21 protein-coding genes and 1 pseudogene are annotated in these 18,394 nt (G+C 70.9%); 5 read left to right on the plus strand and 17 right to left on the minus strand.

Annotated elements, in window-relative coordinates:
- Positions 1-20: 20 nt before the first annotated feature.
- Both ACZ60M_RS18490 and ACZ60M_RS18495 read right to left on the minus strand, forming a co-directional pair.
- On the minus strand, positions 21-587 hold the full coding sequence (locus tag ACZ60M_RS18490) for a dihydrofolate reductase family protein (protein ID WP_465419608.1): 567 nt from the start codon (positions 585-587) through the stop codon (positions 21-23).
- A 102-nt stretch (positions 588-689) separates the two neighbouring features.
- Positions 690-1,724, minus strand: coding sequence for an endonuclease/exonuclease/phosphatase family protein (locus ACZ60M_RS18495; RefSeq protein WP_465419610.1), 1,035 nt, complete (start codon positions 1,722-1,724; stop codon positions 690-692).
- Between the two features lie 39 nt (positions 1,725-1,763).
- On the opposite strand from ACZ60M_RS18495, the pseudogene ACZ60M_RS18500 reads away from it, so the two are divergent.
- The 3 genes and pseudogenes from ACZ60M_RS18500 to ACZ60M_RS18510 all read left to right on the plus strand — a co-directional run.
- Positions 1,764-2,156 (plus strand): annotated as a pseudogene (locus ACZ60M_RS18500) (serine hydrolase domain-containing protein); the annotation flags it as partial.
- 149 nt (positions 2,157-2,305) lie between these two features.
- Complete coding sequence (locus ACZ60M_RS18505; protein WP_465419612.1) at positions 2,306-2,761, plus strand: MerR family transcriptional regulator; 456 nt, start codon at positions 2,306-2,308, stop codon at positions 2,759-2,761.
- A gap of 12 nt (positions 2,762-2,773) precedes the next feature.
- On the plus strand, positions 2,774-3,517 hold the full coding sequence (locus ACZ60M_RS18510; RefSeq protein WP_465419614.1) for a DUF1963 domain-containing protein: 744 nt from the start codon (positions 2,774-2,776) through the stop codon (positions 3,515-3,517).
- Here ACZ60M_RS18510 and ACZ60M_RS18515 read toward each other — a convergent pair.
- From ACZ60M_RS18515 to ACZ60M_RS18550, 8 genes are all read right to left on the minus strand, one after another.
- The gene (locus tag ACZ60M_RS18515; RefSeq protein ID WP_465419616.1) at positions 3,511-4,437 is read right to left on the minus strand and encodes a phosphotransferase family protein; all 927 of its coding nucleotides are present in this window, start codon (positions 4,435-4,437) and stop codon (positions 3,511-3,513) included. The two genes, ACZ60M_RS18510 and ACZ60M_RS18515, sit on opposite strands and share 7 nt — an antisense overlap.
- A 106-nt stretch (positions 4,438-4,543) precedes the next feature.
- A complete protein-coding gene (locus ACZ60M_RS18520; RefSeq protein WP_465419618.1) occupies positions 4,544-4,885 on the minus strand; it encodes a GrpB family protein in 342 nt (113 codons plus the stop codon).
- 18 nt (positions 4,886-4,903) lie between these two features.
- Positions 4,904-5,602 carry a hypothetical protein gene (locus tag ACZ60M_RS18525; RefSeq protein WP_465419620.1) on the minus strand — a complete coding sequence of 233 codons (699 nt, stop codon included), beginning with the start codon at positions 5,600-5,602 and terminating at the stop codon, positions 4,904-4,906.
- A 430-nt stretch (positions 5,603-6,032) separates the two neighbouring features.
- Complete coding sequence (locus ACZ60M_RS18530; protein ID WP_465419622.1) at positions 6,033-6,686, minus strand: response regulator; 654 nt, start codon at positions 6,684-6,686, stop codon at positions 6,033-6,035.
- The gene (locus tag ACZ60M_RS18535; RefSeq protein WP_465419679.1) at positions 6,683-7,666 is read right to left on the minus strand and encodes a sensor histidine kinase; all 984 of its coding nucleotides are present in this window, start codon (positions 7,664-7,666) and stop codon (positions 6,683-6,685) included. Before ACZ60M_RS18535 ends, ACZ60M_RS18530 begins: the two co-directional genes overlap by 4 nt.
- Positions 7,666-9,129, minus strand: a complete 1,464-nt coding sequence (locus ACZ60M_RS18540; protein ID WP_465419623.1) for a serine hydrolase domain-containing protein — start codon at positions 9,127-9,129, stop codon at positions 7,666-7,668. Before ACZ60M_RS18540 ends, ACZ60M_RS18535 begins: the two co-directional genes overlap by 1 nt.
- Before the next feature lie 78 nt (positions 9,130-9,207).
- Positions 9,208-10,155 (minus strand): phosphotransferase, encoded by a 948-nt coding sequence (locus ACZ60M_RS18545; RefSeq protein ID WP_465419625.1) that lies wholly within the window; start codon positions 10,153-10,155, stop codon positions 9,208-9,210.
- Between the two features lie 41 nt (positions 10,156-10,196).
- Positions 10,197-10,772, minus strand: coding sequence for a mycothiol transferase (locus tag ACZ60M_RS18550; protein ID WP_465419627.1), 576 nt, complete (start codon positions 10,770-10,772; stop codon positions 10,197-10,199).
- A gap of 216 nt (positions 10,773-10,988) precedes the next feature.
- On the opposite strand from ACZ60M_RS18550, the gene ACZ60M_RS18555 reads away from it, so the two are divergent.
- Positions 10,989-12,125, plus strand: a complete 1,137-nt coding sequence (locus tag ACZ60M_RS18555; RefSeq protein WP_465419629.1) for a Cmx/CmrA family chloramphenicol efflux MFS transporter — start codon at positions 10,989-10,991, stop codon at positions 12,123-12,125.
- On the opposite strand, the gene ACZ60M_RS18560 is transcribed toward ACZ60M_RS18555, so the two are convergent.
- Positions 12,115-12,705, minus strand: coding sequence for a TetR/AcrR family transcriptional regulator (locus ACZ60M_RS18560; RefSeq protein ID WP_465419631.1), 591 nt, complete (start codon positions 12,703-12,705; stop codon positions 12,115-12,117). The two genes, ACZ60M_RS18555 and ACZ60M_RS18560, sit on opposite strands and share 11 nt — an antisense overlap.
- A 60-nt stretch (positions 12,706-12,765) precedes the next feature.
- Here ACZ60M_RS18560 and ACZ60M_RS18565 point away from each other — a divergent pair, with 60 nt between their 5' ends.
- Positions 12,766-13,173: a DUF6463 family protein gene (locus tag ACZ60M_RS18565; RefSeq protein WP_465419633.1), complete on the plus strand. Its 408-nt coding sequence runs from the start codon at positions 12,766-12,768 to the stop codon at positions 13,171-13,173.
- Here the strand turns inward: ACZ60M_RS18565 and tsaD are convergent.
- From tsaD to alr, 6 genes are all read right to left on the minus strand, one after another.
- Positions 13,170-14,228, minus strand: a complete 1,059-nt coding sequence (gene tsaD / locus ACZ60M_RS18570; protein WP_465419635.1) for a tRNA (adenosine(37)-N6)-threonylcarbamoyltransferase complex transferase subunit TsaD — start codon at positions 14,226-14,228, stop codon at positions 13,170-13,172. The two genes, ACZ60M_RS18565 and tsaD, sit on opposite strands and share 4 nt — an antisense overlap.
- Positions 14,225-14,668, minus strand: a complete 444-nt coding sequence (rimI, locus tag ACZ60M_RS18575; protein ID WP_465419637.1) for a ribosomal protein S18-alanine N-acetyltransferase — start codon at positions 14,666-14,668, stop codon at positions 14,225-14,227. Before rimI ends, tsaD begins: the two co-directional genes overlap by 4 nt.
- A gap of 20 nt (positions 14,669-14,688) precedes the next feature.
- A complete protein-coding gene (gene tsaB, locus ACZ60M_RS18580) occupies positions 14,689-15,345 on the minus strand; it encodes a tRNA (adenosine(37)-N6)-threonylcarbamoyltransferase complex dimerization subunit type 1 TsaB (RefSeq protein WP_465419639.1) in 657 nt (218 codons plus the stop codon).
- Positions 15,342-15,818, minus strand: a complete 477-nt coding sequence (gene tsaE / locus ACZ60M_RS18585; RefSeq protein WP_465419641.1) for a tRNA (adenosine(37)-N6)-threonylcarbamoyltransferase complex ATPase subunit type 1 TsaE — start codon at positions 15,816-15,818, stop codon at positions 15,342-15,344. The genes tsaB and tsaE overlap by 4 nt, the downstream gene beginning before the upstream one ends.
- A 53-nt stretch (positions 15,819-15,871) precedes the next feature.
- Positions 15,872-17,071 carry an alpha/beta fold hydrolase gene (locus tag ACZ60M_RS18590; protein WP_465419643.1) on the minus strand — a complete coding sequence of 400 codons (1,200 nt, stop codon included), beginning with the start codon at positions 17,069-17,071 and terminating at the stop codon, positions 15,872-15,874.
- An 85-nt stretch (positions 17,072-17,156) separates the two neighbouring features.
- Entirely contained in the window at positions 17,157-18,344 is a 1,188-nt protein-coding gene (gene alr, locus ACZ60M_RS18595) for an alanine racemase (protein WP_465419644.1), read from the minus strand.
- Positions 18,345-18,394: the final 50 nt, after the last annotated feature.

Below are 18,394 nucleotides of genomic sequence, written 5' to 3' on the forward strand. Positions count from 1 at the left end.
CGGCCCATGGAACTCAATGCCTACTTGATGACGTCGAAGACCTGCTTCTGGATGCCGTTCTTGTACACCTCGTGCTCGACGAGGTCCAGCAGCGTGGCGTCCTTGTCGGCGGTGCTGAACAGGCGCTTCCCGGCGCCGAGGAGCATGGGGAAGACCAGCAGGTGGTAGCGGTCGACGAGCCCGGCGTCGGCGAGGGACTGCCCGAGGGTCGCGCTGCCGTGGACCGAGATCGGGCCGCCCTCGGTCTCCTTCAGCGCGGCGACGTCGTCGAGCGAGCGGAGGATCGTGGCGGGCCAGCGCTCGTCCTGCTCCTGCAGGGTCGTCGACACCACGTAGCGGGGCATCGCGTTGTACCCGGGGAACTCCTCGGTCATGGTGGGCCACACGGGCGCGAAGGCCTCGTACGACTTGCGGCCGAGCAGCAGCGCCCCGGCCTCCTCCTGCTCGCGGGTCTTGATCTCGTACGCCTCGGGCACGAACTCGATGTCCTTGAAGGTCCAGCCGGAGTTGCGGTAACCGGGCTCCCCGCCGGGGGCCTCCATGACGCCGTCGAGGGAGACGAACGCGGTGACGATGAGCTGGCGCATGATGCTGGCCTTTCGGTAGTGAACGCTTGTTGCTTCCACTCACTATGACGAGGCGGCCCGGCGGGATTCATCGCAAGCGCGAAAAATCTTTTCGGGCCGCCGCTACGGCAGCCGGAGGCGGGCCACGACCGGGGCGTGGTCGCTGCCGGAGCTGTCGAGGACCTCCCAGTCGAGCACTTCGATGCCCTCCTCGGCGATGACGTGGTCGAGGGTGACGGCCGGGATCTTGACGAGGCCGTTCAGGTAGCCGCCGGTCGGCTGCCAGGTGGCGTCGAGCCCCTCACCGGTCGCTTCGGCGGCGTCGGTGTACCCGGCGTCGAGCAGTTCGCGCATGTTCTCGTGGTCGAGGGTGGCGTTGAAGTCCCCGGCGAGGACCCACGGCAGGCCGCCGTCCGGGCGCGGCAGCTGCTCGAAGTCCTCCTCCCACAAGGGGATGCGCTCCGCCGAGGCGGGCGCGGCCGGGTGGGCGGCCATGAAGCGGATGTCGGTGCCTTCGGGCATGTCGATCTCGGCGGCGATCTGGTAGAAGATGGCGTCGCGCCCAACGGTCTCGATGCGCTCGAGCGGGTACTTCGAGTACAGGCCGGTCCCGATCGCGAGGTCGTCCGGTTCGAGGATCGAGTACGGCATGAGCTCGTCGAGGCCGCGCTCGGTGAACGCGTCGGGGGAGCCGGGGGTCAGCTCCTGGACGCTGAGCAGGTCGGGCTGGTGCTCCTCGACCAGTTCCATGATGTAGTCGAAGTTCGCGTTGCCCACGTACAGGTTCACGGACATGACGGTGAGTTCGGCGCCGCCCGCGGCGGGCTGGTCGTCGGCGACGGCCCTGGGCACCAGCACTGCCGCCAGTGCCACCGCCATCGCCGCGGTGATGCCCGCGGCCAGCCAGTGCCTGATGGCCGCCTGCACCCCGGCGCCGACGAGCGCGGCGACCGCGAAGTACGGCACGAACGCCACGGTCGTCACCAGCAGGAAGCCGGTCTCGAGCCCGAGGAGCCGGACCGCCCCGTACGCGACGACCCCGGCCGTCCCGAGCCACGACAGGACGCGCAGCCACCGCCGCCGGTACCAGCGAGGTTTCGCCGCCTGGTCGTCTTCCTCGCGTTCGGCCACCGCAACGGCCCCAAGGTCACCACTCATGCGCCGGGAGCCTACAGGCCCGCGTCCACCGCTCCAGTTTCTGTGGCGCGCATCCTGCTCGGACTCGACGACCCGGTCGCGGCCCACCTGCCCGCGTTCGGGCTCGACGAGCGGATCACCGTCCGGATGATCCTCCAGCAGACCAGCGGCCTGTTCAACTTCACCGGCGAGGTCTACGAGGACGGCACCATGGCGCTCGGCATGACCATGCCCTACGGCCCGGCCGGGAACGACTGGGTCGGGCAGCGGACCGTGGACGTCACCCGCCAGAATCCGTCCTGGATCTCGGCGGGAGGCGACATGATCTCGACGACCGCCGACCTGCATGCGTTCATCGCCGCCCTCACCGGCGGCAAGCTCCTCCCCGCCGAACTGCGGGAGGCGATGTTCACGCCGGTCGCCACGGGCATCCCGAACATGGACTACGGCCTCGCGGCGGCTTTCCATAACGCCCAGCAGCGGCTGCTGAACGAGGTCTTCGGCAAGGCCTAGGCCCACCGGGGCCGCGCCGAGCGTCCGTCGCCCGGCGCGGCCGGTCCACTGTTCAAGCGGTGCAAGCGCAGACGAGGCAGGATGAGCACATGAAGATCGGCGTCACGATAGGCCGGGCCGCCGCGTTCACCGGCGTCACGGTCAAGACCGTGCGGCACTACCGCAAGCTCGGCCTGATCGCCGAGCCCGAACGCGACGGCTCCGGGTACCGCCGCTACGGCTCGGACGACCTGCTGCGCCTCGTCCAGGTCCGCACCCTCGCCGACGCCGGGGTGTCGCTCGCCGAGATCGCGCCCCTGCTCGACGCCGACACCGCGCTCTTCACCACCGCGCTCGCCGACGACGCGGCCCGCGTCTACCTCGCCGACCCCGCACTCCTCAAGACCGTCACCGGCATGCGGGCCCGCACCGACGCCGCCGCCCGCTACGCGCTGATCGCCAGCCACGGCGAGGAACCGACCCCGGCGAGCGCCCGCCTGACCGCCCTCTTCGAAGTCCGGCTCCGTGCCGCCGGAGCCCACTTCCCCCGCCCGACCGACCCGTAGAAGGAACCCAAGGTGCAACCGGACAAGTTCGAGGAATGGAAGACCCTGTGGCGCAACTCGATCGCCCTCCGGCGGGCCGAACCCGGCTCGGCCGTCGTCGGCTCGGTCGCGGGCACCCCCGCGCTCCCGCCGGACGCCGAATGGCCCCGGGACGGGTACGGATCGCCGCACCAGTTCCTGATGACCCTCGACCTGGAAGCGCTGCCGCGCATAGGGATCGACCTGCCCGAGCAGGGTGTCCTGCTGTTCTTCCTCGACGAGGAGTTCGAGGAGCCGGTCGTCCTGTACTTCGAGGACACCGCCGTCCTTCGGCCCCGGGAGTACCCGGCGGACTTTGACTGGACGCCGCCGGAGCGGATCGAGTTGACGGCGGTGATCGAGACGAGCAGGCCGGCGGAGGACCACCCGTACCTCGGCAGCCGCCCGGAGGGCCACTACAAGGGGATCGGCACGATGCTCGCCGCCGGGTTCGACGATCCGGAGCCGCCGAACGAGGGTGACCACCGGATCGGCGGGCACTACGCGGTCACCGTTCAGGGCGGATTCCCGTGCGCACCGGAATCGGTGGTCCCGGACCTGCCCGGTACTCCGGACCCTGCGGCACTGGATCTGCCGGTCGTGTTGGTGCGCATGGACTACGACCCCGACGCAGGGATGAGCTGGGGCGACTGCGGTTCAGCGGCCTGGGTGATCGGCCGCGAGGACCTGGCCGCGCGGCGGTTCGACAAGGTCGAGTTCAGTTGGAGCTGCTACTGATCCGTCCCGAGGAGCTCCGTGAGGGATTCGGGCGCCCCCGGCATGGCCCGGAGGCGGTCGAGCATCAGGTCGAGTTCGGGTTCGCGCGATCCGGAGAGGTAGAAGGACGCTGAGCGCAGACCGGCCACGACCATGTAGCAGCGCAGCCGCTGGAGTTCGCCGGGTGTGGGTTCAGTCGGGAGTGCTGCCCGGGCCTGCGGGATCATGACGGGCCAGGCGGCGCTCCAGAACAGCTGGTACGCGACGTCCCAGAGCGGGTCGCCGATCATCGCGCCCTCCCAGTCGATGACGCCGACTTCGCCTGTCGCCGAGACGATCAGGTTGTCGGCGCTGAAGTCGCCGTGCACGAGCTGCCCGAAGTCGGGAAGCCCGTCGACCTCGGCGAGCACCGCCGCCGACGCGGCTTCGAGGAACTCGCGGTCGGCTTCGTCCTCGACCGCGTCCCAGGTGCGCGGCACGCCCCAGCCGACCGCACTCGACCAGGTCGGGCCACGGCCGTTGCCGGTGGCCGGGTTGATCCCGCCGTAGCCTTCGGTGCCGACCAGGGGAGTCGCGTTGATCCGCCGCAGCGCCTCGGCGACGGCCGGGGCCGCAGCGGCGATCGCGGGACCGTCCAGGTCGCAGAGCCGCACTCCTTCGAGGCGCGTACTGACGCAGAACCAGGCCTTGCCGATCGCGCCGACCTCGACCACCTCGGGGACCTTGACGCCTTGGCCCGGAACGACTTTCGCCGCCCACGCGTCGAGGTCGAACCCCTCCCGCCGGAGATTCACGCGCACCACGACCTGCCGCCCGGCGGCGACGGCGCGGTAGGCCTGCGAGTTCTCGCCCTCGGCGATGGACTCCCACTCGGTGACCGGGCCGACCTCCTCGGTGACGCGCGCGCGGGCCGAGTCGGCGTCGATCATGGGTTTCCACATGACCGCAGGCTAAATCCGCACCCTGTTCCCCAGCAACCGAATTGCCACTAGCCCTTCTCCCACACCGGTTCCGCCGGCAGCCCGACCTCGGCGCGCGCTTTGTCGGTCAACTCCTGAATGAGCGCCGTCTTCGCCCTCGCATACTCGCCCGGTCCGATCCCCGCGGCGATGATCGATCCGCGCGGACGAACAGCGCGCGGTCGCGCATCCCGTTGTCGTGCGGGAGGAAACCGAGCGCCGCTAGCGCCCTCTGATGCGGCCGCGTCGCTTCGAGCTCCGGCACGGCGGCCATCAAGTCGATGACCGGTTTTGCGGCCAGCCCAGGCACCGCGGTCGAGCCGATGTGCTCGATCGCCATGAACACGCCGGGCGCGGTGGTATCGAGCGCGCCGATCATCGCGGCCGCATCTCGCGGCCAGTCGGGGTCGTAGTCGACGATGCGGAACATCGGGTCTCCTTGCGGGGACTACCAGGTGATGCGTTCGATTTCGCGGATGTTGGCGGCGCGCAGGTCGGGGCGCCAGACGACGAGGGAGAGCTCCCGGGTCGTGATCGAGCCGAAGTCGACGGTGGTGCGGGCGTCGACGTAGGCGGCGACCTCGGGTTCCGGGACGGGCTCGCGCGGGACGAGGAGGGAGACATGGGCGTTGTCGCGGAAGCGGTCGCCGTCGCCCCCGGCGGGCCCGAGGTTGCCGAAGGGGACGCGGGCGTCGCGGAGGCGCCGACGCAGCTCCAGGAGGGCCGGGTTCGGGTAGCCGCGCACGTAGAGGCCCCCGGCGGACCCGCCGAGGCCTTCGAAGCGGGCCGAGATCGGGCCGAGCCCCGCGGCCGCTTCCTTGAACTGGCCGAGGTAGTGGTCGATCTGGTGCTGGGGGACGGTGTCCTGGAAGCCCTCGACGCTCCGCACGGTCATGTGCAGGTCTCGCAGCACGTAGTTCAGGTGCGTGCCGTTGCACAGCTTCGCGATCGCGTCGGACTCGGCGGCGATCCGGTCGGCGAAGGCGCCTTCGGCACGGACGACGAAGCTGAGCCCGAAGCGCGGGACGCCGTCGCGGGGAACGGGGTCGACGCGAAAGGTGCCGTCGGTGAAGGCCGCACGGCCCTCCTCCCATTGGCGTTCGTAGTTCGAGCGCAGGCCGGGGTGGTCTGGTTGGACGAAGGACAAGGGACCTCCAGGATGCCGATGCCCCGGAGCGGAGCGGCCCCGGGCGCTGTTCTCGGCGTCAACCTTCGCATGCCCGTTGGCGCGCTTGCCAGGAGCGAGGTCACATCAGCGGCTCACCCGCGCACCGCCCGCCATCTCGCCCCGCGCCTCGCGCCGCTCACCGCACTCGCGCCTAACCGCACGGCCTCGCACTGCGCCATGCCGCATAGCGCCACGCCGCGCCTCGCGCCGCCTTGCCTCGCTTCACGCCGCCCTACGGTGCACGCCCGGTGCCACACCGGGTCGCGCTGCACCGCCTCGCTGCGCCGTGCCTCGCGGGCCGAACCTCGACCCGCGCTTCGCCTCCCGCTTCTCACCCCGCTTCTCGCGGCGGCGCGGTGCGGCGGGGCGTGGTTCGTTCTTCGCTGCCGTACTTGCCGTTCGGCGGGCGTCAGTCGTCTACTAGGCCTGCTTCGTAGGCCGTGATTGCCGCTTGGACCCGGTTCTTTGCTCCGAGGCGGGTGAGGATCGTGCTCACGTGGCCTTTCACGGTGCCCTCCGAGAGGTGCAGCTGCTTCGCGATCTCTTGGTTCGACTCTCCTTTCCCTATGAGGGCCAAGACGTCCCGTTCCCGAGGCGTCAGGGCCTCGATGCGTTCGCGGGCGGGGGCGACGCGTTCGAGCTTGCCGTTGTTCAGCTTGGTGATGAGCCGCTGGGCGATCCTCGGCGAGAGGTAGGCGGCGCCGTCGGCGACGGCCTTCACGCCGATGATGAGTTCGCGCGGGTCGGCGGCTTTCAGCATGAAGCCGCTCGCGCCCTGCGAGAGCGCTTGGGCCACATACGCGTCCTCGTCGAACGTGGTCAGCATGACCACCGCGACCTCGGGCATGGTCCGCCGGAGTTCGGCGGCGGCCGCAAGGCCGTCGAGCTTCGGCATGCGGATGTCGAGCATCGCGACGTCCGGGCGGTGCGCGCGGGCGAGTTCCACCGCTTCGGCGCCGTCGACCGCTTCGGCGACGATCTCGATGCCGGGGTCTGTGGCGAGGATGGCGGCGACTCCGGCGCGGATCATCGCCTCGTCGTCGGCGAGCAGTACGCGGATCATTGGTTCCCCTGCCATGTCGCATCGATCTTGGCGTTCTCAAGCGGCACTTCGGCCCGCACCTCGAAGCCGCCCTCCACCGGGCCCGCCCGGAAGGCGCCGCCGAGGAGCCGGACCCGCTCCTCCAGACCGACCAGCCCGCTGCCCTTCCCGGAGGGGACCTCGACGTGCCTGCCGCTGTTGCGGACCGACACGGTGGCGAGCGCGTCGGCGACCCCGACCTCGACCGTCACTTCATAGCCCGGGGCGTACCTCGCGGCGTTCGTCAGCGACTCCTGGACCACCCGGTGCACGGTCTTCGCCGCCAGCGGCGGCAGCGGGGTCTCGTCGGTTTCGAACGTGATCCGCATGCCCGCTTCGGTCGCGCGGGCCACCAGGGTCGCGACGGACTCGTCGAGCGGCGCCGCCGGGGCCGGTTCGTCCCGGAGGATGCCGATGGTCTGGCGGAGCCGGTCGGTGGCGCCGACCGCGTTGTGCCGCAACGCGGCGGCCGCCTGCCGGTTCTCCTCGGACAGGTCCGGGGAGAGTTCGAGCGCACCGGCGCGCAGCGCGATCAGGGCGAGTTCGTGGCCGAGCGAGTCGTGCATGTCGGTCGCGATCCGGGCCCGCTCCTGGGCCCTGGCCCGGCCCGCCACGAGTTCGCGTTCGCGTTCGAGCCGGGTGACGCGGTCGGCCGAGGCGACGATCAAATCGGCCTGCTGGCGCCGGAACCGCCCGATCAGCCAGGGCAGCACCACGAAGGACCCGAACGTGAGCAGGGTGTAGAACGGGTCGCGTTCGGAGACATAGCCGAGCACCGCGCCCAGGCTTGCGACCGCGCCCAGAATCCACCAGGCGTAGCGGACCGTCAGGCGCCAGCCGTGGAGGTATGCCGCGGCGGCCACCAGGATGAGGACCGCCTGTCGCGACATCGGCACCGCGAAGGTCGCCACACCGTCGACAAGGCCCAGCACCGCGATGGCCGCCAGCAGCATCCCCTTCATCACGCGGCCGAGCCTACCGACCGCAGCCGGATCAAACGCGCGATCACCGCAGCAGCACCGGCCAGCGCGCCGATGAGCAGCGTGACCGTGAACGGCAGCGCGAAGTACAGGGTTCCCTGCCAGGTGACCGTGCGTCCGCCCGAGATGAGCGACACGAGCGACGGATAGGCGAGGAACAGCGCTAGCGGGGCGAGCGCCGGGAGCAGGCGGAGGCCGATGCGCCAGGCGGGTCGGCCCGCGCGCTTCCGGGCCCAGCGGCCCGACCGCACGACCGCAGTGGCGCCCAACGCGATGGCCGTGAGCGACAGGACCGCCAGGACCAGTTCGAACAGCTGCCGCCCGTGGCCCGGTTCGGGCGCGGTCTCGCCCCCGACCAGGGTGGACAGGCCTTCGAGGGTCGACCACGCGATGTCGGTCAGCCCCGCCCCGTTGGTCATCGCCGCGATCCCGTAGCCGCTCTCCGGGTCGATCCACTCGACGGCGTTGAAAGTGGTGAGGTTCCCCGAATGCACCAGGGTGCCGTCGGACTCGGTGCTCCAGCCCATGCCGTAGTCCTGGATCTCGGAGGGGGCGTGCATCGCGGTCAGGCCCTCTTCAGAGACCAGTTGCGTGCCTTGGCCGTTCTGGCTGATGAGCCACTGCCCCATGTCGGCCGCGCTGGTGATGATGCCGCCCGAGCCCGAGTTGTCGAGGAACCCTGGCTCTTCTTCGCGCGCGATCCATGCGCCGAAGAACGAGTTGTAGCCGAGCGCGGGATCGACGATCTCGTCCCGGGTGGCGCTGTGCTCCATGCCGAGCGGCGCGAAGATGCGCTCCTGCATGAACTCCTCGAACGGCTGCCCGCTCGCGACCTCGACCAGGCGCGCGGCGACGTTGAAGTTCGGGTTGGCGTACTCCCAGGAGGTGCCGGGGTCGGCGGCGAGCTGGTCGTCCGCGAGGCGGGAGACGTAGTCCTCGAGGGAGGTGGCCTTGTCGAGTTCGACGATGTCGATGGTGGTGTCGGAGAAACCGGAGGTCTGGTTCACGAGCTGGCGGACCGTGATCTCGGCGGCCCGCTCGTCGGCCATCTCGAACTCGGGGAGCTGGGAGGCCACGGTTTCGTCGAGGGCGATCGCGCCTTCTTCGGCGAGGATCATGACGGCCATTGCGGTGAACGATTTGGAGACCGAGGCGACGCGGAACGGGGTGTCCTCGGTGACTTCGTTCCCGTTGGAGTCGTGGCCGTACCCGGCGGCGTGCACGACCTCGTCCCCGTGGGTCACGACGACCGAGAGGCCGGGCACGCCGGAGGCCTCGTAGAGGTCGGTCATGTACGCGTCGATCGCTTCGGGGGTGACCTCGGCGGCGGGTGCCGCGGAAGCGGGGGCGGCGGCGAAAGCCAAGGCGGAGAGCGTGAGTGCGGTGGCGGTGAGGCCTGTGGCGAGTCCGGTTCGGTTGGGGTGTTTCGGTTCGATCGGGTGCATATTTGAAGGCTATGGATTTTCGGGGGTGCCGCCCTCTGCCGAATTTCCGAACCTACCCCTGACGAAAGTTAGGGGTCGCTAGTCGCGGGCGTCCCGGTTCGCGAGGTATCCGAGCCAGCTGTGGCACTCGTCGACATGGCGGAGCCCCAGGTGAGGGGCGGCCCACCTGATGAATCCGGCCGCGTCGACGAGCCCGGCGAGGTCGAAGGCGACCGGGAGCAGTTCCAGTTCGGTCAGCGACATCGGCCGGACTTCCTGATAGCCCGCGAGCGCGGCTTCGGCGACGGCGTCGGGGAGTCGCCGGTCCGGCGGCTCCGAGGCCGCGTACTGGAGGAGCCTGGCGAGGTCGAGGACCAGCGGCCCGTGGTTCAACTCGTCGAAGTCGAGCACCGCCGTCACCCGGCCGCCAGCGACCAAAAGGTTCTGGCGGTGGAGGTCGTGGTGCAGAGGGCCCGCGGGTTGGGCGGCGAGTAGCGCAAGGTCGTCGGCGCGATGATCGAGGAAGCGGCGCGTCTCCTTGCGCCAGGCGCCGGCTCCATCGAGATCGACTTCGCTCGTCGCCGCGGATTCGAGGATGTCGAGACGGTCGACGATCGGGACGCGGTCGTCGGCCCAATCGGCTGCGGCCGTGTGCATACGGGCGAGTAGCGCCCCGGCCTGCCTTGCGAGGTCCGGCGTCATCGCGGGCGGGACCTCACCGGAGACGAAGGGGAACACCGCGATCGGTTTACCGGCCACCAGGGCGAACTGTTCTCCGTTGTCGGCGGTGAACGGCGCTGGCGTCGGGAAGCCGACGCGGGCCAGGTGCGCGACTAGCGCGAGTTCGGCCGCGACCTTGGCGGGTGCGGAGCGGACGTACTCGCGCACGACCACGTCGCCCCGGTCGGTGGCGACACGGGCGTTGATGTTGTCCTCGCCGCCGAGCAGCGGCACCGGCCCGCCACGCGCCTCGAGACCGAAGCGCGCCAAGAACACGGGCAGGTCGAGCCGGAGTTCGCCGTTCGGCCAGGTCTGGTTGCCGGTCATGCCGGTCAGCATCCCGGGAGAGCGGTTCGCGAGCAAGCGGTTTAACCGGCCGAACCGCTCACCGGCCGCCAGCCCGCGGGCGGGTCCTCGCCCACGCGGCCGTCGACCGACTCGCGCAGCAGGTCCGCGTGCCCCGTGTGGCGGCCGTACTCCTCCACGAGGTCGAACACCACGCGCCGCACGCTCAGGTGCCCGCGCCCCGGCCACTCCAGATGCGCGGGCTGGTCGAGACCGCCCTCCTCCAGGACCGCGGCGAGCCGCTCGCGCGAGCGCGCCACCGCGCCGTCCCACAGGTCGTACAGGTGCTCCGGCGAATCCCCTGCCGCCGAACTGAACTCCCAGTGGTCGGTGTCGTCGAGCAGGCTCTCGTCCCACTCCGGCCCCGGCGCCCTGCCCCGCAGTTTCCAGTTGAACGTCACGTCCTCAACGCGCGCAAGGTGTTTCAGCAACCCGCCCAACGTCAGTACCGACGTCCCGACCTTCGCGTTCAGGCCCGCCGAGTCGAGATCGTCGGCCTTCCAGCGAAACGTCGTCCGCAGCCGGTCGAGGGCCCCGACCAGATGCGCCTCCTCGGTCCCCGCCAGCGGCGGCTCCCACCAGAACTCGTTCACATCCATGCCGCCCACGGTAGACCGCGCCACCGACATTCGGGGCAAATGCGTTGCGCGCACCCGGCCCGCACGCATACAGTCCCGGCATGGTGAATCCGGAATCGGACACGGCAGGGGCTGCCGGTCACCCGCCAGCCCCCTGAACCACACGCGAAACCCCAGGGCCGCTGGCCGCGGTGACGAGACGTACCCGATGAACGCTCGACACCACGGAGAAACCCGATGCCGCTACCCGTCTACCTGCTCGCCCTAGCCGTCTTCACCATGGGCACCTCGGAGTTCATGCTCGCCGGACTCCTCCCCGACCTCGCCGCCGACCTCGACGTCCCGGTCGGCACCGCAGGCCTCCTCACCACCGCGTACGCCGCAGGCATGGCCGTCGGCGCGCCGCTCACCGCCGCACTCGCCCGGCGCTGGCCGCCGCGTTCGCCCCTGCTCGCGTTCCTCGGCCTGTTCCTGGCCGCGCACGTGGTCGGGGCGGTCACCGAGGACTTCGCGGTCCTGTTCGCGACCCGGATCATCGCGGCGTTCGCGAACGCGGGGTTCCTCGCCGTCGCCCTTACTGCGACGGCCGCCCTGGTCGCACCGGACCGGAAGGGACGCGCGCTCTCAGTCCTCTTGGGCGGCACCACGATCGCCACTATCGCCGGAGTCCCCGGCGGCGCCCTCCTCGGTGCGCTCACCGACTGGCGCGCGACCTTCTGGGCCGTCGCCCTCCTCTGCGTTCCTGCCGCTTTCGGCCTGCTCAGGGGCCTTCCCGATACCCGTGGAATGGACGGGACGCCACTGCGAACCGAGCTCGCTGCGCTGCGAAAGCCCCGGCTGATCCTCGTGATGGGCCTCGGTGCGCTCGTGAACGCGGCGACGTTCGGTGCGTTCACCTACATCGCGCCCGTCGTCACCGGCACCGCCGGGCTCGGCGAACTGTGGGTCCCGGTCGTCCTCGTGCTGTTCGGCGCAGGGTCGTTCACCGGGGTCACGGTCGCCGGGCGGTTCTCGGACCGCAAGCCCGGCAGGACGATCGCCGTTGCTGGCCCGCTCCTGCTGCTCGGCTGGTGCGCGCTCGCTCTCGGGGCCGCAAATCCGGCCGTCCTGCTGCCGCTCGCGTTCACCCAGGGCGCCTTGGCGTTCGCCGTCGGCAGCACCCTGATCGCACGCGTCCTCTACGAGGCAGCGGCCGCGCCCACGATGGCCGGGTCCTACGCGACCGCCGCCCTCAACATCGGCGCGGCAGCGGGACCGGTCATCGCCGGTTTCGCGCTGGTCGCAGGCAATGCGGGCCCGCTGTGGACCGCCGCCGTTCTCGTCGCGGCGGCGCTGGTCCTTGCCTTGTCTGGCCGCCGCGTGCTCACCGGTTAGTCAGCGTCGCGGCGACCGCCGCGGCCGTGGTCTGTACGAGTTCGGGCAGGGTGCGGCGGTCGCCGATGAGGATGAGGAGCCAGTAGAAGATCGGGCCCAGCAGCAGCGCGTGCACTATGGCGGAGTCCGGGGCCGTCGCGAGCTCGCCGCGTTCGACGGCCCGCGCGAGCACCGTGTCGATCACGAACCGCTCGCGTTCGATGAACGTTCCGGTGAACCGCGCCCCGAGCGCCTGGTCGCCGTGGATGTCGGCCAGCAGTCCGTGCAGCACGGCCGGAGGCGCGGTGGAGAGCTGCGCGGCGATGACCTCGCAGATCGCCACCAGGTCCCCGTGCAGGGAACCGGAGTCCGGCGGCGGCCGCTCCTCCATGTCGTGCACGGTGGCCGCGAAGATCATCTCCTGCTTGGTCGCGAACCGCCGGTAGATCGCGGCCTTCCCCACGCCCGCACGGGAAGCGACCGCGTCGACGGTGAGCTTCGAGTACCCGCGCTCGGAGAGGACCGCGCGCGTCGCGGCCGCTACGGCGTGATCGATCTGGCTGTCCCGGGGGCGCCCCACGGGTTGCTTCGCTTCCGGCATGCCCTTAGGATACGGAACCAAGAGTATTGAAACTATCAGTTCCGTAATTAAGGGGTCGTCATGATCAAATGGGCCGGACGGATCTTCGTCTTCCTCGGCATCGGACACACCGTGCTCAGCCTCGCGCTGGTCGCCCCGGAACACGCGGCCGCATGGTTCGGCGCCGAACTGTGGAGCCCCGACGAAGGCGTCATCACGATGGGCCCCAGCATGTCCTCATACTGGCTCAGCATCGGCGGCTTCGGTGTCCCGCTCCTGGCCTTCGGCCTCACGGTCCTGTGGATGGACCGCCGCGGGCTCGTGCCGCCCGCGTTCCTCGGCTGGATGCTCCTGGTGTGGGCAGTAACCAACACGGTGATCCTGCTGCCCTCGCCCTGGATGCTCGCGGCGGTCGCCTCGGTCCTCTACCTCGCGGGCGTCCGCCGCGCGAGCAGCAAAGCCGAACCGGTTGCGGCCCAGGCGGTCTAGAGCCGGTTGGCGAGGCTCACGATCTCGACGTCCATAGACGAGCTCGCCGGGAAGTCGATGACGGAAGGCGCGACACCGGCCGAGACGAGGTGCGAGCCGAGGGCGGCGACCATGGCGCCGTTGTCGGTGCACAGCTTCGGGCGCGGGTAGCGCAGCGTGATCCCGGCGTCCTCGGCGCGTTCGACCGCGAGGGTGCGCAGGCGCGAGTTCGCGGCCACGCCGCCGCCGAGGAGGATCGTGCCGACGCCGTGCTCCTTCGCGGCGAGGATCGCCTTCTGGGTGAGCACGTCGCAGACGGCCTCCTGGAACGCGGCGGCCACGTCGTTGACGGGCACGTTGTTCCCTTCGGCGCGTTGGGCCTCGATCCAGCGGGCGACGGCGGTCTTCAAGCCGGAGAAGGAGAAGTCGTAGCGGTGGCGCTCCATGTCCTTCGCGGCGGTGAGGCCGCGCGGGAACCGCACGAACGCGCGGTCGCCTTCCTTGGCGGCCTTGTCGATGTACGGGCCTCCGGGGAACGGCAGGCCGAGCAGGCGCGCGACCTTGTCGAAGGCCTCGCCTGCGGCGTCGTCGATGCTCGCGCCCAGCTGCGTCACCTTGCCCGCGAGGTCCTCGACCATCATGATCGAAGAGTGGCCGCCCGAGACGAGCAGGCCGATCGCGGGCTCGGGGATCGGCCCGTTCTCCAAGGTGTCCACGGCGATGTGCGCGCTCAGGTGGTTGACGCCGTACAGCGGGACGCCCGTGGCGATCGAGTAGGCCTTCGCCGCGCCCACACCGACCATGAGCGCCCCGGCGAGGCCGGGACCTGCGGTGACGGCGATGCCGTCGAGGTCGTTCAGGGTCAGCCCGGCGTCGGCCAGGGCCCGCTGCACCGTCGGCACCATGGCCTCCAGGTGCGCGCGGCTCGCGACCTCGGGCACGACCCCGCCGAAGCGGGCGTGCTCGTCGACCGACGAGGCCACCGCGTCCGCCAGCAGCTCGTGGCCGCGCACGATCCCGACACCGGTCTCGTCGCACGAGGTCTCGATGCCCATCACCACAGGGTTGTTCTTCACAGGTCCATCCTCATCACGGCGGCATCCGTGCCGGTGTGCTGGTAGTAGTTCTTGCGCACGCCGATGCCGTAGAAACCGTACCCGTCGTACAGGCGCTGGGCCGGGACGTTGTCGACCGCGACCTCCAGGTACACCGACTGCACACTGTGCGCTCTCGCCCGCGCGAGCAGGTCGTCCATGAGCATCCGTGCGACCCCCCGGCGGCGGGCCTCGGCGGCGACGGCGATGTTGTTGAGCCACATCTCGTCGCCTTGCAGCGCGGTGCCCGCGTAGCCGAGGATGCGGTCGCCTTCGAACACCGCGCGGTAGTCGTTCCCGGCCGAGAGCTCGGTCCACAGCAGGCCCTCGCTCCAGGCCTCAGGCCCGAAGATCGCGGTCTCCAGTTCGGCGACGGCGGGCAGGTGCCACCAGCGCAGCCGGTCGATCCGCAAGTCGTTCATCGCCTCAAACCGTACGCGGATCAGCTAGCCGACGGCTGGGCGTCCGGGCGGCGCAGGTACAGCGGTGTCAGCTGCTCGCTCGGGGCGCCCGCGAGCAGGCGCGGAGCGGCGAGCTCGACGAGTTTCACCAGGTCGGGGTAGATCGGGGTGGTCTCGGCGTCCATCGGGAGCACGTCGGCGTACATGCTCGCGCCTTCGCCGATCGCGTAGTCGGCCTTGGTGTCCGGCAGTTCCGCGGGCTTGCACACCTGCGGTTCGCCTTCGCGCACACCGTCTTCGTAGACGGCCCAGTAGATCTCCTTGCGGCGCGCGTCGGTGGCCGCGAGGGCCCGGCCGCGCGTGTTCGCGCCGATGCCGTCGAGCGAGCAGACGCCGTAGACGGGGATGCCCGCGCCGTCGGCGAACGCCGCCGCGGTGACCATGCCGACGCGCAGTCCCGTGAACGGTCCCGGGCCGACGCCGGAGACGACCGCGTCGATGTCTTTGACGGTCCGGCCCGCGTCGGCGAGGCAGCCTTCGATGAACGGCGCCAGCTTCTCCACGTGCCCGCGCGCGTTCACTTCACGGCGGAACGAGGTCAGGAACAGCTCGTCGGCGTCGTTTCCAAAAGCACCGTCGAGGTCGACCAGCGCGGCCTGCACTGCGGCAGTGGACGTGTCGAGTGCGAGGACCCTCATGCGGCCGCACCCACCGGGGACTCCAGTGCGGCCAGGCGCTCGGCCCAGTCGCCGCCGCGCCCGTGCAGCACGACCTCGCGCACCTCGTCGGCACGCCGCTCGATCGCGATCTCCAGGTGCGACTCGGCAAGCCGCTCGGCGAGGCCCGCGCCCCACTCGACCACGGTCACCGCCGCTTCCACGTCGGTGTCGAGGTCGAGGTCGTCGAGCTCGTCGAGGGTCTCCAGCCGGTACGCGTCGACGTGCACCAGCGGCACGCCCGCCGCGCCCGCGCGGTGCGAGCGGGCGATCACGAACGTGGGGCTGGTGATCCGCCCCTCCACGCCGAGACCAGCGCCGACGCCCTGCGTGAGCGCCGTCTTCCCGGCCCCGAGCGGGCCGGTGAGGATCACGAGGTCGCCCGCGCGGAGGACCGCGGCCAGGCGCAGCCCGAACTCGTGGGTGTCTGCGGGCGTCTGGAGCTGGAGCCTCACGTTTCACTCCTCAAAGTGCGTGTCGATGGCCGGCCTGTCGGCGCGGCGTCCGTTCAGGGTTCGAGACGGTGCCCGTGGTGGCGGGAGAACGGCGACCACCTGCGATGCCGTCCCGGGTCGCGCTCGAGCGGCGCCGCCGCCGGGGCGGGGGACACGGCGGAACCCCTGCCGATCTCAGCCACGACTTTGTCGATCATCTCCAACAGCAGTTGTGAGATCTCACCAGGGTACTCCAGCTGCGGTGAGTGGGCCGCCTCGGGAATGAGCGCGAATCGCGACCCGCCGAGCGCCGCCGCCAGCCGCCGGGAGTGCTCCGGCGGCGTCAGCAGGTCCTCGTCGCCGACGACCACCAGCGCCGGAAGCCCCGTGAACAGCGGCAACGTCGCCGTCTCGTCGTGATCGAGGATAGCTCGCGCGTAGCCGACGATGCTCTGCATCGAGGTCCGCCGGTTCATCCGCTCCACCAGCGTGACCAGCGACGCAGGCGGGTCGAGGTGCCCGAACGCGGCCTTGCGCGTCAGCAGCCACCCCAGGTCTCCCGCGAGCAGCCGCGACCGCTCGATCAGGTCCGGCGTCCAGCCCGCGACCTGCTGCAGCATCGGCAGCACGGTGCGCCGCAGCCGCTGCAGCGACCGCATCGGCTTCGTCGCCACCTTGTCGAGCCCCGCCGAGGTGGAGGAGAAGAACGCCACGCCCTTGACGCGCTCGCGGAAGTCCGCCTCGTGCGTGCGCGCGTACACCTGGATCGTCATGCCGCCCATGGAATGCCCGACGAGCACCAGCGGACCCTGGGGAGCCACCGCCGTCAGGACGTCGTGCAGCACTTCCGCGAGGTCTTCAATTCCGTACTCCGTACGGGGAAGCGGGCCGGAGCGGCCGTGCCCCGGCTGGTCGTACAGGACCGCCCGCAGCGACACCCCCTCCCGGTCCGCCTCCGCGACCGCCTTGCGCTGGAAGTAGAACGTCGCCATGTCCTGCATGTAGCCGTGCACGAACACCACCGTCAGGTCCGCGTCCTCCGGACCGGCCGTCTCCACGTGGATCGGCACGCCGTGCGAGTCCACCGTGAACACCGAACGCTGCGGCGGCAGCTCGAACGGCTCATGCGCGTACGGGTCGCTCGACGCCGCCCGCGTCCGCCGCGCCAGATACCGCGGCACCCCCCACGCCAGCGCGGCGCCGACCGCCACGCCACCGGTGATGCCCCCGGCCACGGCCAGGCCGCGCAACCGGCGGGACTGCTTCTCACTCATGCGGCCTCGCAATGCTCTCGAACACCAAGCCCCCCGGACATTCTGCCCGGAAACGCCGCAGTGCGGTAGACGCGGCGTTCAGTACTCAGGCGGCCTCGCGCGGAACCACACCCCGGTTCCACAGCCGCGGCACGCGCGAACCGATCGCCGTCAGCACGTCGTTCGGGATCGTCCCGGCCCACGCCGACCAGTCGTCCGCATTCGGGTGCTGCTCGCCCGCGCCGATGAGGACCACCGGCTCGCCCGGCTTCACCGCGTCGTCGCCGCAGTCGACCATGAACTGGTCCATGCAGATCCGGCCCAGGACCCGGCGGCGCTTGCCCGCCAGGTAGACCTCCGCCTTGCCCGAGGCCGCACGCGGCACGCCGTCGGCGTACCCGAGCGGCACGAGCGCCACGTTCGCGTCCCGCTCCAGATGCACCGTGTGCCCGTAGGAGATCCCGGTCCCGGCCGGGACGCGCTTGACCGACATGACGACCGACCGCACCTCGATCACCGGCCGCAGGTCGACCTCGAACTGCGGCACCGGGTTGTACCCGTACAGCGCGATCCCCGGGCGCACCATGTCGTACCTGGTCTCAGGGTCGGAGATGAGCGCCGCCGAGTTCGCGAGGTGCCGCACCTCGGGCTCCAGACCCGAAGCCGCCACGGTCCCCAGGAACCGCTCGAACGCGGCCTTCTGGTCGGCGTTCGCCGGATGCCCGATCTCGTCCGCGCAGGCCATGTGGCTCCACGCGCCGACGACGGCGAGCGAACCGGCCGCCTGGTGCTTCGCGGCGGCCTCGGCGACGAACGCCCACTCCGGTTCGACCACCCCGCCCCGCGACATGCCCGTGTCGCCCTTGAGGTGGATGCGCGCCGGACGCCCTGCCTTCTCGGCCGCCGCGGCGACCGCGTCGAGCTGCGCCAGCGACGAGACGCCGAGTTCGATCCCCGCGCCGATCACCTCGGCCAGGCCCGGCTGGTCCGGGGCGAAGAAGAACGCCATCACGGTGGTGCCCGCGAGGTCCGGCAGGCGCTTGAGCTGCCATGCCTCCCTGAGGGTCACGACCCCGAGGCTCGCCGCCCCGGCCTCGACCGCGACCCGCCCGGCCGGGACCATGCCGTGCCCGTACGCGTCGGCCTTGACCATCGCCATCATCGGCACCCCGGCTACGCCCGCCAGGGTCTCGACGTTGTGCGCGAGCCGGCGCCAGTCGGCGCTGGCCTTCGCCAGGCCCGACATGGTGCCGAACTCGGGCTCGGCCAGGACGCGGTAGTTGTCTATCGCCACATATGCAAGGGTACGTGCCCGCCGCGCCCGGCCCCGACAGCGCCGGAGCC

The sequence above is a fragment of the Glycomyces sp. NPDC050141 genome (genome assembly GCF_055586545.1).